Here is a 16061-nt window from a genome sequence, read left to right as displayed (position 1 = left end):
GTGCGGGTTTGCGGCCAGCGGCCGCAAACCCGCGCCGCGGCAGCGCTGTGCTGTCGCGGCGCATTGATATCGGCGATCAGATATCCCCGAGCCAGCGCTCGAGCGTTTCTTGCAGCGCGTCCTTGCTCAGTGGCTTGGTCAGGAAATCATCCATGCCCGCGGCGAGGCAGCGCCCCTCGAACTGCTCCTCGGTGGTGCTGGTCAGGGCCACAATCGGCAGCCGGTCGTCCGGTGTATTGTCGGCTTCCCAGTGGCGCAGTTGCTCGATGATCCGCGCACTGTGCTCGGTATTCTGCTGGCAGTCCACCAGCAGCAGGTCGTAATGGCTGCGCGGCAGGTGCGCTAGCGCCTCGTCCACCGAGGCAGCCACTTCCACCCGGTAGCCCAGCGCCTGCAGCATTTCCTCGGTCACCCCCTGGTGCTGGCGCGACTCCTCGATCAGCAGCAGTGAGCGCGGCCGCGGCTGCTCGCCGTTGCCGGCAACAATGCGTCGGCTGCCTTTCTTGGGCCCGCCGAACAGCCGCGCGATCAGCTTGTCGTGCAGCTCCTTGCGGGTCACCGGGCGCACCAGGTACTGGGCCTCGGGGAAATTCTGCAGCAGCGGCGTGAAGCTGGACTTGTGGCCGTAACCGCCGAGGCAGACCAGCGGGCAGCGGCTCACATCCGCATCCGTGCCCTGCGCCACCTCGCCCACACCCTCGAACAGCGAGGTATCGCCCATGGCCGGCGCCAACATCACCAGCTGCCCGCGTTCCAGCGCCGTACCCAGCGCTGTGCAGGCCGCTTCGCGGGTCTCCGGGCGCCACTTCATGCAGGTGACTTCCATCCCGAAGGAGCGCAGTACCTGCACCAGCCCGGCGACGAACAGGCCCTTCTGGTGCAACACCAACACCTCGACATCCTGCAGGCGCCGGTCCGGCGTGAGGTACACGCGCTGATTCGGCTCCATGGTGAACTTCACCACCGCATGGTAACGGTTGCCCTCCGCGGAGGAGTTGAGCTGCAGGTAACCGCCCATCGCCTCCGCCAGTCCCTTGGCGATCGACAGACCCAGACCCGTCGTGACCTGGGTGGTATCCAGGCGCGAGAAGGCGCCGAACAGCTCGCTTTCATCCGGGAGTATCTCGCCGCGCCCATCGTCGTTGAGGCTGATGGTCAGCTGGCCTTCGCCGTTGGTGATCGGCGTGAAGCTCACCTGCCCCCAGACTTCACCGGTCTGGGCGATCGCGGTGGCGGAATCCACCAGGTTGCGGATCAGCTGCGACGTCTTGCGGTTGTCACCGGTGACCATGACCGGCAGGTTGTCGTCGATCTGGAAGTTGAATTCCAGCCGCTGGCGATGCGCCGTGCGCGCCGCGAACTTGAACGACTTCTCGATGGTCTTGATCAGGTTGAAGGGACCCTGGCGCAGGCGGATGTCCTTGCGCGCCACGCGGGTAAACAGGCCCACGTTGTCCACCAGCTTCAGCTGCTGGCTGCCGGCGGCCTTGGCCAGCAGCACCCAATCGCGCTGGCGATCATTGAGCGGCTCCGCCTCCAGCAGCGCCAGCGCGCCGAGGGAATCCGACAGCTGGCTGCGGAACTCCTGGCCGATATTGGCGATAAACTCGTTGGTCAGCTCCACTGCCGCCTCGGAGTGCTTGCGCGCCGCGGCGAGATTGCTGGCGCGCTGCTGCAACTCCTGCATCGCGGCCAGGCGGTCCCAGTAGTTCTCCGACTCACGTCGCGCCTGGTGGGCCGTCAGCCACACGAAGGCGAATGTCAGCGCGCCATAGATCGCCCCCAGCGAGTCGCCGGACAGGAATGCCTTCAGCGCCGCCGGCACCAGCGACGCGGCGATAAACCAGGTCAGGAAGCGGTAGTAAGGCGCGAACACGGACGTGATGCTCGAGCAGAAGATGACCGTATAGAGCCACAGGAAGTGGGTTTCCGGCGCAAAGCCCACCAGCCACACATGGCTCAGCAGGATCAGCCCCCACCAGAGGGCACCGAGGGTCGAGACAAGGAAATAGCGGCGGCGCCAGCGGTTCGGCCCGGTGGCATAGAGGGCGCTGAAACGAAATACGTAGTAGCTGCGCAGCAGCGTCACCAGCACCAGGCCGATGCCGAGCACCAGCAACAGGCGCGGCGCGGCCACGCGCAGGTCGCCCATCGCCGCGGACAGCAGAAAGGCGCCGAGCGACACCAGCATGCCCCGGCGGCTGTACTTGGCAATGCGCGTGTCGGTAGCCCGGCACACGCGCCGGTCTTTCTGCACTTTGAGTTCGGGGTGGTCAAATATCGGCATTGCGAAGATCTTCTCTGGCAACCCGGGATGCGGCCGTCGCCGCGGGCTTCTGGTGCCCGGCTGCCGGTTCGCGATATCTCTATTCAGCGGTTACCCGCTGTTCGCGACCGGAAGACCGGAGCCAGTCAGCCAATACCCAGGACTTCTACCAGTACAGTTTTTATTAGAAAGCCGAGCAAACCGAGGCCCAGCGCCAAAAACAGAATAAAGGTACCAAACCGGCCGGCCTTCGACTCCTTCGCCAGGCTCCAGACGATAAACACCATGAACAGGATAAGCCCGCCAACGCCCAGCCAGAGCGAATACTCTTCAAACTGATCAAATGACATCGGGACCATCCGCTAAAAAAGTGGCGCGCATTGTACAGTGCCTGGTGGCGCCTGATAAGTAACAGCACCCAATCCGCGGGCTGCTGTCGCTCAGGCCTCAGGCGCCCTGATAGTAATCACTGTCCTCGGCTGCCCGGGTGCCACAGCGCAGACGGCGCACTTCGCGCTCGCGGTAGCGACTGTCGTGCCAGCAGCGCGGCAGCGGTTCGCCGGACAGGAAGCTCAGATCGGTCTTGTCGAACACCTCCGGATCCTGCATTTCCTCGCCCCACAGAAAGCGCCCCACCACGGTCAGCTCGTAGGGGTTGGCGAGTGTGACGATATCCGCCACATCCACCAGGTGATTGGTCGCAGTGTCTTTAAACAGCATCGGACTGGCACCTATTTCGTCATCATTGAGCAAAGTATAGGGCCTGAACGGCAGATCGGTTGGTGCCCGTCACACCAAAGCTGAACAGCACCCTCTCAATTAAAACGAATAGTTCTCGGTCTTTTAATGCGAAACACACCCAGAAAATCGAAATCGCGAAGATTTTCACACACTAATGTACCGAATTGAACTCAGCCCTCGAGGGTCATGCGCGCCGAGATCATGCCTTTATCCTCCAGCGCATCGATATTGATGGTGCGGATACTGAGCTGCTGCTGCAGCAGGGTATTGAGCCAGGGCTGCAGGTCTTCGTAGCGGGCGCGCTCGATCCACAGGCGAATGCGGCCGTCGCCTTCGGGCTCGAAGCGCTTGATGGCGATACGGTGTTGATCGGCCGCCGCGGTCACCCGCTGCAGCAGGGTACCGGACGCACGGCTGTTGTCGCCGCCGAGATCGAGACGCTCCAGCAGCGGCCGCTGGGACTCGATCCACGCCACCAGCTGGCGCGACTCCTCTGCGCTCTGACGGGCGTCGTCGAAGAAATGCTTGGCCGGCATAAACAGCCCGTAGACGACAAACAGCCCGCCGAGAAACAGGCTCAGTATTCCCAGCGCGCGCTGATCTCCGGGCGGCAGCGCCTGCCATTTTTGTTGCCACTGTTCGATCTGTTCTTTCATTGTTCGAAACACTGCTCAGGTTTTTAGGTCTTTCCCGCCCCAGGCGAGTAAAAATTCAATAGCGCCCGCCGCTCAGCGCAGGCGGATGCGCCCGGAAACCCCGTCATCCAGGTCGCTCGCGGCCAGCAATTCGGCGCGGTACTGGCCACCCCCGGACAGCTGGCTGACCACCGCATCAAGCTCGGTCATGCTCGGCGCCTGCAGCTGCAACACCATTTCGCCGCGATTGCCATCAAAGCGCAGGGATTGCAGCTTCAGCTTGGCGCCGTTTTTCTGGTCCCAGACACTGCCGAGCAGCTGCAGCTGGCTGCCAAAACTGCTGCTGGCGCCGCCCGCCTGAGTCAGGTAACCCTGAACCTGGCGGCGCAGGCCCTGGTGCGGAGTGACATTGGGCAGCAGCTCGGTAAACAGCGCACGCGCCTCGGCTTCAGCGGCATTGGCGCGCCACTGGTAGTAGCCGCCGGCGGCGATAAACAGCAGTAGCTGCGCGGCAAAACAGCCGGCGGCGAACTTGAGCGGCCGTCGCCACCAGTCCGCTTCCACGCTACCGTCGTCGAGCTGGTACTCATCCACCAACAGGTTGGCCAGGCGCCCCGGTTTGTAGCGCGCCAGCAGCAGCGCCTCGGCGCCACCGGCTTCCTGCTGCAGGCGCCCGGCAAACAGCGATTCGAGCTCTGCCAGGACAAGCCCATCGCTCTCGCCGGCGCCGAGCAGCGTCAGCTGCGGCGCCTCGTCCGCGTCGCCTTCGCCGGCCTCCTCGCCCTCCTCCTCGCCGGCCCCTTCGCCGACGCCGGCCAGCGGTGCCAGCAGCGGCTGCAGGTACTGGCGGCGCAGGGTCAGGCCATGGCCTTCACCCTGCCAGAGATGGGCCTGATCACCATCGAGCCACAGGGTGAGATCCCGCTCGAGCAGTTCGAGCAACTGGTACTCGGCCACCGCCGCAACCACGGGCCAGTGCAACCGCTGCAGCTGCGCGCTGAGCGCTTCCATCTTGTTACGCGCCACCGCATACACGCTGCACAGGTCACCGGTGCGTGGCCGGCAGACGAAATGCAGGTCCTCGACGTCCTCGGCGAGACGCTCCTCCACCAGGTAACCGACCGCGCGCGGCTGGCGCCGGGCGGCCTTGGGTACCGATTCGACGCCGCTCCATACCCAGCTGCCGGGTAGCAACAGCAGCGCACGGGCACCCTCGGGAAATGTCAGTGGCTGGGCATCCTCCGGCAGCGCCGGCTCACAGTGGGGATTGAAGGCGCGGACAAACTCCTCGTCCAGCGCCACCGGGTGCCAGCCCGTTTCGGTCCAGCAGGTGAGGTGCAGCGGCTGCTGCGGATCCGCGGGCTCGCTGAGACGCAGCAGAAGCAGTTGCCCGGCGGCGCGGTTGACGTTGGTGTCAGAGCTGGGACTAATGGTCATAACTATCTGGATTTATTGGTATTTTGTTTGTCTTCACCGACCTTGCCGGTGTCGCTGCCGGCTTTGCCGGACAGCAGGTCGCGCATGATCGCGCTGGAAAACGGCCGCCGCTGGCGCTGTATCACGCGCGCCTCGCCGGTAGTCTCGTTGAGCTGTATCTCGCTCTCCCAGTACTGGCGGTATTCGGCGCCCTCTCCCAACTGCACGGCAATGCGCGCCAGGAAGTAGTCGCTATTGAAACTCAGCCCGGCACTGTTTTCGAAGCCGTAGGCGGCCAATTGCGCCTGTTCGCTGAGCACGCCATCGGCCTCGCGAAAGCGCAGCAGCTCGGCCGCATTGCCCTCGGGCGCATAGGCCCTGAGCAGTTCCGGCGGGGCAAAATTCACGTTGATCGAGGTGCCGGTCTCCGGCAGCGCACACAGAAACGGCTGCAGGGCCTGCCAGTCTTCTGTCTTCATGCCCTGCACTGCTGACAGCTCGGAGACATCGGTAATCAGCGTGTCCGGCGTGCGGTGCGCAATCTCCAGGCCCAGATAGCCATCGTCCTCGGTACCCGGGGCGAGCGGTGTGTCGCCGCGGTCCAGCCAATCCAGCATGGCTTTGGCCAGCTCCGCGCGGCCGGTCACATCGCGCACCAGGCGCTCAAACACCTGGCGCTCCTCGCTGCTGTCCTCGACCAGGTTGTTCACATTAAAGCAAGAATTTAAGTCTTTGATATTAATGCGAATTTTGCCATTGTCAGGATTGAACGAGAGCGCCGGCACGGCCCAGGCTTCGGCGGCCGAATCCGCCGCCGGCTTCTGCTCGCGATCGTTCTCGTAATCTTTTTCCAGCGCCACTCGCGCCCAGGCCTCCGCCGCACCGACAAATTCCGCCAGCTGGGTATTGGCCAGCAGCGCGCCGGTGCGGGACACGGCGATCCGGTTGCGGGTAATCGCGTGGGTGGCGACCACAATGGCGATCACCATCACCAACAGGACCGTAATCAGGGCAATGCCGCGCTGCTGGCGGAGGCCGGGATTATTCACGGCTGCGCCCTCCCCCGCCGCGGTTGGTGTCGCTGTCGCGGCTGCCGGAATCGCCGTTGCTACCGGAATCCTTGCCGCGGCCGGCATCATTGCGGCTATCGGAATTATTGCCGCCATTGCCACCGCCGGTGTTTGTGGCACTGCCCCACTGCAGCAGGTTGAACACCCGGCGCAGCTCGCCGCCATCGCGGCTGACCAGTACCAGCTCGATCGCGCTCGGCAGGCGGTTGTCCACCTGGCCGGCGGTGCTGCGCTCGTTGAGCGGAGGCCACTGGGCCAGCCAGGCATTGGTGCGCGGATCGAAATAACGGAAATTCAGCGACTCCACACCGGCCAGCAGCGGTTCCACCACCGGCTCGGAATCCGGTGCCCGATCGAGTACCCGCCAGCGGCTACGCAGTAACAGTGCGCCACCGTTTTCATCCGCCGCGGCACTGCGGTTGCTGTCATCATCTTCGGGGAAGCCGAGACTGTAGCCGGCGCGCTGTAGCTCGCCGCGGGGCTCCCCGGTGAGGTTGGCGGCGCCGACGCGGGTAAATTCGATCTCATCGGTATCGCCGCGCAGGGCCGGCTCGTAGCCGTTGTAGGCATTTTTTACCGGTCGCGCGGTAAGCTGGCGCAGGTCGTCGTCGATACGGTACATGGCCATGGAGTAACGGCGCAGCAACTCGGCGCGGCGCTCGAGGACTTGGTCGGTGTTGTTGAACAGCGTCAGCAAGGCGTAGGAACCGAGCACCACGATTGACACCAGCACCACCACCACCAGAGTCTCAATCAGGGTGAAACCGCGCACGGTGTTCAATTTTCCGCCGCTCACTGCAGCGCCCCCTGTTGCTGCGCTCCCTGTTGCTGCTGGCGCGCCGCCCAGGCATCGAGGGTCAGGGTCGGATTGGGCGCATCGGGCTCGGCGACTTCAACGGTGATGTGGCGTATGCGCTTTTCCGAGGTCTCTTCCACCCGCGCGGTCACCTGCCACTCGCGGCCGCCCTGCGGCACACGCTCGGTCTTCTCGCCAATCGGCGGCCAGGGCTTGTTCAGGCGAATTTCGGCCAGCGCCTGTTGCGCCACCAGGTTGGCGGCCAGGCGCTGCTCCATAATCTCCTGCTGGCGCACGCTGCCCTGCATCACCGAGAACACACTGACCGCGATAACGCCGAACACGGCCATCGCCACCAAGACTTCGATCAGGGTAAAACCGCGCTGGCGGCACTCGCCGCGGGCAGAATTCTGCTGCAGGCCGGCCCTAGCGGTCATCGGACTGCCACTTGAGTTGCAAGCCGTTCAGACTGGTATAGGAAATGGTGGCGCCGAGCACCTCGTCGCCATCGCGCAGCTGGTAGACCTCCAGCTCCACCGGCAGTATCTCGCCACTGGACAGGGCCACGAACTGCGGCTGCTTGGACTTCTTCTCTTCTTTGGCGCCGAACTCTGCCGGCGTTGCCACCGGGAGCTTGGCGGCGTCGGTCACCTCGATACGGGTGTCGCCCGGCAGCTGGTGGCTGGCAAAACGCTGCATAGCACCGCCGCTGGCACCCCGCCGCTCCGAGCCCTGCCGATCAGAGCCCTGCTGCTCCGGATCCTTCTGGTCCGGATCTTGCCAGTGCATCGTGGCAGGGTCGAAACGCACGACACTGTAGCGGTCTTTCTCAATCAGCACGCCGTAGTGGGCTTTGTCGATCAGCGCCCGGTCCGCCACCAGCTGTAGCAGGTTGGCAAGGCGCTGAACTTCACCGCGCCAGGCGCGGCTGCTGGAATTGCCCAGCGACAGCGCCGCCATACTCGCGAGCACGCCGATGATCACAATCACCACCATCAGTTCGATCAGGGTGAAGCCGCGACTGCGGCGCGCTGCGCGATACATGACTCAGTGTGCGGCGCCAGCCGCTTACAAGTCCGCGACGGAGACGTCGGCGGCCTCGCCCTCACCGCCGGGCTTGCCGTCGGCGCCCAGGCTGAACAGGTCGTAGGGACCGTTACTGCCGGGGCTGAGGTACTGGTACTCATTGCCCCACGGATCCTTGGGGGCCTTTTTCAGGTAGGGCTGGGTCCAGTTCTTGGCCTCGGGGAAGCCGGAAGGCTTGGACACCAGTGCCTGCAGCCCCTGGTCGGAGCTGGGATAGACGAAATTGTCCATGTGGTAGAGGTTCAGGGCCGTCTCGATACCCTTCAGATCGACCCGCGCCGCCTTCATGCGCGCCTCACCGGCCTTGCCCATGACATTGGGCACCACCAGCGCCGCGAGAACGCCGAGGATAACGATCACCACCATGACTTCGATCAGCGTAAAGCCGCCGCTCTTGCGCAAGTTTTTCATTGTTTTCACCTGTCTCAAACTCTCGCTTAAATTCCTGTAACGACTCAATTTCCGGAGTTGGCGCGCCGCGCCGTTGCGCCGGGCGCCGTCTACGTGACTAACTGATTCATACTCATAATCGGCATCATGATCGCCACCACGATAAACAACACGATGGCGGCCATCAGCAGCAGCATCACCGGCTCGAACAGACTCACAAAGGCGGTCACTGCGCCCTGCAGGTCGCGCTCCTGGGACTCGGCCGCGCGGTGCAGCATCTCGTCCAGGGTACCGGAAGACTCGCCGCTGGCGATCATGTAAATCATCATCGGCGGGAAGTATTCCACGTCTTCCAGTGCCTTGCGCAGGCTGCCGCCCTCGCGCACGGACTTCTGCGCCCGCTGCAGTCGCTCCTTGAGGAACTCGTTGTTCATGACCCCGCCGGCGATGCCCATCGCCTGCACCAGCGGCACACTGCTGCCGGTCAGGATCGCCAGTGTACCCACATAGCGGCTGCTCTGTGCACCCCGCACCAGCCAGCCAATCACCGGCATCTCCAGCAGGCGGTGGTGGAAACGGAAGCGGATCGCCGGGCGCCGCAGCAGCACCACCACCACCACCGCCGCGGCGATCAGCGCCGGCGGCACCAGCCAACCCCAGGCGGAGATGAAATCGCTCAGTGCCACCAGCATACGGGTGGCCAGCGGCAGTTCCTGGCCGGTGCCGGTAAACACATCGATGACGTCCGGCACCACATAGACCATCAGACCGGTGACCACCATGATGCAGACCACGACCAGCACCATCGGGTAGATCAGCGCGAGCTGGACCTTCTGGCGAAACTGCTGCTGGTTCTCGGTGTAGTCGCCAAGGCGATCGAGCACCGCATCGAGGTGGCCGGAGTGTTCGCCAGCCTCAACCGTGGCGCGGTAGAGTTTGGGGAAAGCGCGCGGAAAACTGCTCAGGGCCTGGGCAAAGCTGTGGCCCTCCAGCACCTTGCCGCGCACCGCCAGCACGATGCGGCGGATCTTCTGGTTGCGGCTCTGGTTGGCGATGGCGCCAAGGGCCTCTTCCAGCGGAATGCCCGCGCGCAGCAGCGTGGCAATCTGGCGGGTCAGCAGCGCCAGCTGTTTGACGCCGAGACCGGGACTGCCGGAAAACATGCGCGCGCCGGCCTCACCACCACTGTCAGTGGCCGGCCCCACTTCCAGTGGCACCAGCCCCTTGGCGCGCAGCTGCTGGCGCGCGGCGCGGGCGCTGTCCGCCTCGAGGGTGCCGCGATTCTTGCGGCCCGATTCGGTCAGCGCGGTATATTCAAACGCGGCCATACACTACCCATTCGATGTTCCGCATTGGCTCAGGACTCCTGCGTGACACGCAGCACTTCTTCCAGTGACGTGACCCCGGCCAGCACCTTGGCGACACCGTCGGTGCGAATGCTCGGCGCCACCTTGCGCGCCTCGGCGACCAGCCGGCTCTCGGACGCGCGATCGTGAATCAGCTGGCGCATGGTCTCGTTGACCGGCACCAGCTCGTAGATGCCGACCCGCCCCACGTAACCGCTGTGGCTGCAGTGTTCACAGCCCTCCGGGCGGTAGATAGTGACCTCGCCCTCGGCGCCCAGAATCCGGCACTCGCTGGCGTCGGCGCGCTGCGGCACCTTGCACTCGGGGCACAGCACCCGCACCAGCCGCTGGGCCAGTACGCCGATCAGGCTCGACGACAGCAGGAAGGGCTCGATGCCCATATCCACCAGTCGCGTCACCGCGCCCAGGGCGGTATTGGTGTGCAGCGTGGACAGCACCAGGTGGCCGGTCAAGCTGGCCTGGATGGCGATCTGCATCGTCTCCAGGTCGCGAATCTCACCGACCATCACCACATCCGGATCCTGGCGCAGGATTGCGCGCAGGCCACGGGCGAATGTCATGTCGGCCTTGGTGTTGACCTGGGTCTGGCCGACGCCTTCCAGGTTGTATTCCACCGGATCTTCAACGGTAAGGATGTTCTTTTCGCGGTTGTTGATGGAACCGAGGCCGGCATACAGCGTGGTGGTCTTGCCCGAGCCGGTGGGACCGGTGACCAGCAGAATGCCGTGGGGGCGGCCCAGCAGCTCGGTCATCACCGCCAGATCACTGCCGGCCATGCCCAGCCTGGTCAGGTCCATCTTGCCCGCCTGCTTGTCCAGCAGGCGCATAACCACACGCTCGCCGGCGGAAGACGGCATGGTGGAGACGCGCACGTCCACTTCACGCCCGGCCATCAGCAGTGAGATGCGGCCATCCTGGGGCACGCGTTTCTCGGCGATATCCAGCTTGGCCATCACCTTGATACGCGACACCAGCAGCGGGGCCAGTGCGCGGCGCGGTTCGAGCACTTCGCGCAGGACGCCGTCCACGCGGAAGCGCACGACCAGGCGCTTCTCGAAGGTTTCAATGTGAATATCCGAAGCGCCCTGCTTCAGGGACTCGGCAAAGATGGCGTTGATCAACTTGACGATCGGCGCGTCGTCTTCCTGCTCGAGCAGGTCTTCGGTTTCCGGCAGCGCATCCACCACCGCCGCCAGGTCCAGCTCGTCGCCGAGCCCTTCTACCTCAGACAGGTTACCGCCCTGGCGGTTCTCGTACTGACGCTGCAGGGCCGCCTGAAAGGCGCCCTCTTCAACCGCCTCGATATGCACGGCCACGCCGCACAGACGCTGCACCTCTGCGAGTACGGACGGATTCAGCGGTGCCACATACTGGCAGTGGGGCCGCTCGTCGACCTCCACCAGCAGCACCCGGTGGCGCTTGGCGAAGGCGTAGGGCAGCCGCCGAACCTGGGGCGGGTTTACGGCATCGGCCATCATTTGGAATCAATCACCTCTGAGTCCAGCAGTTTCATCGGCGCGCCGTCGGTGCCCTGGTCGGCGCCCTTGACGTTACCGGCGTCGTCGGAGTCGCCGTAATTGCCTGTGGGCGGCAGCATATCCGGCAGCGTACCGCCGCGGTGCCAGTCCCAGATCAGGCTGGTATTGCCGCGCAGCTGCAACTGCTTCTGCTGCATATCGAGGTAACGCTTGCGGGTTTCCTCGTAGCCGGCGATCTGGGTGTTAAGGATTTTGGGGCGCAGGAATACCATCAAATTGGTTTTGGTCACGCCTTTGTCACTGGAGCGGAACAGGCGCCCAATGCCGGGGATATCACCCAACAGCGGCACCTTGGACTTGGTCTCGGTCACCTTGTCCTCGATCAGGCCGCCCAGCACCAGGATGGCGCCGTCGTCGATCAGCACCTTGGTGCGGATCTCGCGCTTGCTGGTGATCAGGTCGGAGGCCTGCACTGTCTCGCCACTGACGGGCAACACATTCTCGACCTTCTGCTCGATATCCAGGGTGACGGAATTGTTGTTGTTGACCCGCGGCGTCACCTTCAGGGTGGTACCCACGTCCTCGCGCTGAATGGTGGTGAACGGATCGTTGTTGCTGCCGGACAGCAGCTGCTGGCCGGTGACGAAGGGTACGTTCTGGCCGACCAGGATTTCCGCCTCTTCATTGTCCAGCGCGATTACCTGCGGCGTGGAGAGGATATTGGAATTGTTCTCGGTGGCCAGCGCCTTGATCGCCAGGCGGATATCGGTGCCGCTCAGGTAGCCCAGGTGCAGGCCGGTGCCGAGCAGGTTGGAGGGCGACAGCGAGAATGGATTGCGGTCGGAGATGACGTTGCCATCGGCATCGGTCAGCTGGGTATCCGCGGCGTCGTTATTGAAGCCGGCAACCGTATCGTTGTTGGCGCCGGTGATCCACTGGATGCCCAGCTGGTTGCCGGTACCTTCGCTGACCTCGACGATCAGCGCCTCGATCAATACCTGGGCACGGCGCACGTCCAGCTTGGCGATGACGCCCTTCATGGTTTCCAGCAGTGCCGGCGGCGCCGTGAGCACCAGCGAGTTCAGCGATTCATTGACCTGGATGCTGACCTCCACATCGGCGGCCTGCTGGTCCTTTTCGGTCTTCTGGATACTGCCGCTCATGCCTTCGAGAATCGGCTTCAGGTCGGCGGCGTTGGCGTACTGCACATAGACCACCGCGGTGTTGCCATCGCCGGTCAGCGGCTGGTCGAGGCGGTGAATGACATTTTTCAGCTGCTGGCGGGTGACCGGATCACCGGTGAGCAGCACACTGTTGGAGCGCTCGTCCACGGCGATGCGCAGTGGCTGCACGTCGTTGCCGGCCTTTTTGCCACCGGACTGCAGCAGCTCGTTCAGTACTTTCTTGATGTCCTTGGCCGACGCAAACTGCAGCGGCACCAGTTCGATATCGATGGCACCGGCGCGGTCGAGCTTGTGCACCAACCGCACTATCTGGTCGATGTTAGCGGCGCGATCGGCAATGATCAGGGTATTGGTGTCGGCGTAGGCGGCCAGGTGGCCGGTCTGTGGAATCAGCGGGCGCAGCATGGCGATCAGCTGCGCGGCGGAGATATTCTCGACCCGCACCGTGCGCACCACCAGTGATTCTGGCGGCACCTTGCCTTCGGTGTCACCGTCGACCACCGGGATCGCCTGCTGCTTGGCCAGTGCATCCGGCACCACCTTCCAGGTATCGCCCTGCTCCACTAGGCTGTAGCCGTTGACCTGCAGCACCGACATAAAGACGTTAAACGCCTCGTCGTGGGTCATGGGGTCACCGGCGATGACGGTCACCTTGCCCTTCACGTTGGGGTGCACGACGATATTCTTGCCGGTGAAGTCCGCCGCCCAGTTGATCAGGTCGCGGATATCGGCGTTATCCAGCGACAAAGTGACCTTCTCGGGGGCTTGGGCCAGTCCAGAAGTCGACAACAACAATCCCAGTCCGAGGACCAACAGCCCTCGATAAAACATCCTCTTCATTCTGTATCTGGCTCTTTTTATTTAATGCGGGTCTGAAAAATGGTCTTGGAATTAATTCAAGCGATGCGCTATTGACGCTGAGTGCGGCGCTGCCGCGCCAGGTTCCGCAACTGTTCCAGCCGTTCGCGAATCGACTGGCGATTATCCCCCCGGCCCGACGCGTTGACGGCCTGGGCCGCCTGCGCTGCCTGGCGCGTGTAATTGCTGTATTTGCGCAGCGGCACCGACGGGCGACCGTCCGCGTCCGGGTAGGTCAGCTTTTCCATCTTGCCGTTGCGACGCAGCACGATGTGATCCACCGCAACCCGGTACAGCTCTGCCCCCCCGGGCAGCTTGTCTCCGACGTACACCCGCTCCGCAGGCTTGCCTTTTTCCGCCACCAACGCGCTGGCCTTGCTCTTGCTGCTGTTGTCGAGCACTCCGGACAACACCAGGTTCAGCTGGGTAATAGGGATATTGGCGACATCCAATTCGGGCACGTCATTGTCCGACTTGACCGGCGCGCGGCCGAAGAAAGGGGTATTGGGGAGGGATTGCACCCGTGCAACATTGGCACCGGTGCTGGCGTTGCGTTCCACCAGCAGGGATTCGCTGCCGCTCTGCGGCCATAGCGCACCGCCGTAAGCCAGCAGGTTGACCAGCAACCATCCACTGACAACAGCAATAGAAGCAGCGGTGCTGCGGGACATCGCTTTGCGCGTCTCACCCTGGGCAAACCTTTCCCCGAGCGAGGTTGTAATACGCGATACTGCGGACATGAACAACCCTGTGAGCCAACATCATCGAGTGGCAGTCTTTATTGATTATTGCCGCCTATTCTCTTTCGTCATCCCCCGAAAGGCAATGTTCCATGGCAAGCACAACAATCTGCACAAATTTTAACCTATATCCCGAACCCGCCGGGAATGTGCCGAGAATCTGCCAGGAAAACAAAGGGCGGCCAATGCCGCCCTTTGTTCCAATGTAACCCAGCACCTCAGATGCCGGCCAGTATATTAACTGGAAATTACAATTTTGTTTCCAGCTCGGGGATCGCGTCAAAGAGATCCGCCACCAGGCCGTAATCGGCCACAGAGAAGATCGGCGCCTCTTCGTCTTTGTTGATCGCCACGATCACCTTGGAGTCTTTCATGCCCGCCAGGTGCTGGATGGCGCCGGAAATACCCACGGCGATGTACAGGTCCGGGGCAACGATCTTGCCGGTCTGCCCTACCTGCATGTCGTTGGGTACGAAACCGGCATCCACCGCTGCGCGGGATGCGCCGACCGCGGCACCCAGCTTGTCGGCCACCTTGTACAGCATTTCGAAGTTTTCGCCATTCTGCATACCGCGGCCGCCGGAGATCACCACTTTGGCGGAGGTCAGTTCCGGACGATCGGACTTGGCCAGCTCTTCGCCGACAAACGCGGATACGCCGGCATCATCGGCAATATCACAGGCCTCGACGGCGGCAGAGCCACCTTCGGCAGCCACGGCGTCAAACGCGGTGGTACGTACGGAGATCACCTTGATCGCGTCGGAACTCTGCACGGTGGCGATGACGTTACCGGCGTAGATCGGGCGCTTGAAAGTGTCGGCGCTCTCGACGGCGATGATGTCGGAGATCGGCTGCACATCCAGCAACGCGGCGGCGCGCGGCAGCATGTTTTTGCCGGTGGTGGTGGCCGGAGCCAGGATATGGCTGTAGTCCTTGCCCAGGTCGGCGACCAGTTTGGCGACGTTTTCCGCCAGCTGGTGCTCGTAAGCGGCGTTGTCGGCCACCAGTACCTTGGCGACGCCCTCGGCCTTGGCGGCAGCTTCACCCACCGCGCCGCAGCCGGCGCCGGCAACCAGAACGTGGATATCGCCACCAATGGCCTTGGCCGCGGCGATGGTATTCAGCGTAGCGCCCTTCAGTTCGGCGTTGTCGTGTTCCGCAATAACCAGAATGCTCATCAGATTACCTTCGCCTCGTTTTTCAGTTTCTCTACCAGTTCCGCCACATCGGCAACCTTGACACCCGCCTGGCGCTCGGCCGGCGGCTCGACTTTCAGGGTTTTGGTGCGCGGAGTGATGTCGACACCCAGCTCGTCAGGGCTGGTGGTATCGAGAGGCTTTTTCTTCGCCTTCATGATGTTCGGCAGCGACGCGTAGCGCGGCTCGTTCAGGCGCAGGTCGGTAGTGACGATGGCCGGCAGCTTCAGGTCAACCGTCTGCAGGCCGCCGTCGACCTCACGGGTCACCTTGACGGAATCGCCATCCACGGCCACCTCGGACGCGAAGGTGCCCTGCCCCATACCGGTCAGTGCACCCAGCATCTGGCCGGTCTGGTTGTTATCGCCGTCGATGGACTGCTTGCCCAGGATGACCATCTGCGGCTCTTCTTTATCCACGATGGCTTTCAGGCACTTGGCCACAGCCAGCGGCTGCAGTTCGGCATCGGTTTCGACCAGGATGCCGCGGTCGGCGCCCAGCGCCAGGGCGGTGCGGACCTGCTCCTGGCACTGCTTGGGTCCCATGGAAACGGCGACTATCTCGCTGACAACGCCTTTTTCCTTCAAGCGCACCGCCTCTTCCACTGCAATTTCGCAGAAGGGGTTGATAGACATTTTTACGTTGGCGGTATCGACGTCAGAGCCATCCGCCTTCGGGCGGACCTTGACGTTGTAATCCACAACGCGTTTCACAGCTACAAGAACTTTCATGGAAATCCCGTCTTCAATAAGCCTTTTGGGAATCGCGACTGCCAGTTCACAATCGCGAACGAATAGGGTCTTCGGGTCAAACAGTTGTTTGAACGGCGTGTATGGTG

Annotated in this window: 16 protein-coding genes; all 16 read right to left on the bottom strand. The window is 63.2% G+C overall.

The features are described 5' to 3' along the window. Positions 1-76 precede the first annotated feature (76 nt). Positions 77-2287, bottom strand: coding sequence for a hybrid sensor histidine kinase/response regulator (locus ABDK11_RS09225; RefSeq protein WP_346839998.1), 2211 nt, complete (start codon positions 2285-2287; stop codon positions 77-79). Between the two features lie 125 nt (positions 2288-2412). Beyond that, complete coding sequence (locus ABDK11_RS09220) at positions 2413-2616, bottom strand: DUF2788 domain-containing protein (protein WP_193164173.1); 204 nt, start codon at positions 2614-2616, stop codon at positions 2413-2415. A gap of 97 nt (positions 2617-2713) precedes the next feature. Then, positions 2714-2986, bottom strand: a complete 273-nt coding sequence (locus tag ABDK11_RS09215) for an acetyltransferase (protein ID WP_346839997.1) — start codon at positions 2984-2986, stop codon at positions 2714-2716. A gap of 191 nt (positions 2987-3177) precedes the next feature. Further along, complete coding sequence (locus tag ABDK11_RS09210; RefSeq protein ID WP_346839996.1) at positions 3178-3663, bottom strand: type II secretion system protein M; 486 nt, start codon at positions 3661-3663, stop codon at positions 3178-3180. A 72-nt stretch (positions 3664-3735) separates the two neighbouring features. Next, on the bottom strand, positions 3736-5079 hold the full coding sequence (gene gspL / locus ABDK11_RS09205; RefSeq protein WP_346839995.1) for a type II secretion system protein GspL: 1344 nt from the start codon (positions 5077-5079) through the stop codon (positions 3736-3738). A 2-nt stretch (positions 5080-5081) separates the two neighbouring features. Next, entirely contained in the window at positions 5082-6107 is a 1026-nt protein-coding gene (gene gspK / locus ABDK11_RS09200; RefSeq protein ID WP_346839994.1) for a type II secretion system minor pseudopilin GspK, read from the bottom strand. Beyond that, positions 6100-6924, bottom strand: coding sequence for a type II secretion system minor pseudopilin GspJ (gspJ, locus tag ABDK11_RS09195; protein ID WP_346839993.1), 825 nt, complete (start codon positions 6922-6924; stop codon positions 6100-6102). Before gspJ ends, gspK begins: the two co-directional genes overlap by 8 nt. Continuing rightward, complete coding sequence (gspI, locus tag ABDK11_RS09190; protein ID WP_346839992.1) at positions 6921-7361, bottom strand: type II secretion system minor pseudopilin GspI; 441 nt, start codon at positions 7359-7361, stop codon at positions 6921-6923. The genes gspJ and gspI overlap by 4 nt, the downstream gene beginning before the upstream one ends. Then, complete coding sequence (gene gspH / locus ABDK11_RS09185; RefSeq protein ID WP_346839991.1) at positions 7351-7968, bottom strand: type II secretion system minor pseudopilin GspH; 618 nt, start codon at positions 7966-7968, stop codon at positions 7351-7353. Before gspH ends, gspI begins: the two co-directional genes overlap by 11 nt. Before the next feature lie 24 nt (positions 7969-7992). Next, entirely contained in the window at positions 7993-8421 is a 429-nt protein-coding gene (gspG, locus tag ABDK11_RS09180; protein WP_346839990.1) for a type II secretion system major pseudopilin GspG, read from the bottom strand. Between the two features lie 89 nt (positions 8422-8510). Then, positions 8511-9728, bottom strand: a complete 1218-nt coding sequence (gene gspF, locus ABDK11_RS09175; protein WP_346839989.1) for a type II secretion system inner membrane protein GspF — start codon at positions 9726-9728, stop codon at positions 8511-8513. Positions 9729-9757: 29 nt separating this feature from the next. After that, positions 9758-11245, bottom strand: a complete 1488-nt coding sequence (gene gspE / locus ABDK11_RS09170) for a type II secretion system ATPase GspE (protein WP_346839988.1) — start codon at positions 11243-11245, stop codon at positions 9758-9760. Then, positions 11242-13218 (bottom strand): type II secretion system secretin GspD, encoded by a 1977-nt coding sequence (gspD, locus tag ABDK11_RS09165; RefSeq protein WP_346839987.1) that lies wholly within the window; start codon positions 13216-13218, stop codon positions 11242-11244. The genes gspE and gspD overlap by 4 nt, the downstream gene beginning before the upstream one ends. 119 nt (positions 13219-13337) lie before the next feature. Then, positions 13338-14027: a type II secretion system protein N gene (locus ABDK11_RS09160; protein ID WP_346839986.1), complete on the bottom strand. Its 690-nt coding sequence runs from the start codon at positions 14025-14027 to the stop codon at positions 13338-13340. 248 nt (positions 14028-14275) lie between these two features. Next, the gene (locus ABDK11_RS09155) at positions 14276-15205 is read right to left on the bottom strand and encodes an FAD-binding protein (RefSeq protein WP_346839985.1); all 930 of its coding nucleotides are present in this window, start codon (positions 15203-15205) and stop codon (positions 14276-14278) included. Further along, on the bottom strand, positions 15205-15954 hold the full coding sequence (locus ABDK11_RS09150) for an electron transfer flavoprotein subunit beta/FixA family protein (protein ID WP_346839984.1): 750 nt from the start codon (positions 15952-15954) through the stop codon (positions 15205-15207). Before ABDK11_RS09150 ends, ABDK11_RS09155 begins: the two co-directional genes overlap by 1 nt. Positions 15955-16061 lie beyond the last annotated feature (107 nt).

It is taken from the genome of Microbulbifer sp. SAOS-129_SWC (assembly GCF_039696035.1).
Lineage (GTDB): Bacteria > Pseudomonadota > Gammaproteobacteria > Pseudomonadales > Cellvibrionaceae > Microbulbifer.
The sequence above is the reverse complement of the archived record's forward strand: the minus strand, read 5'-3'. Positions and strand labels throughout refer to the sequence as shown.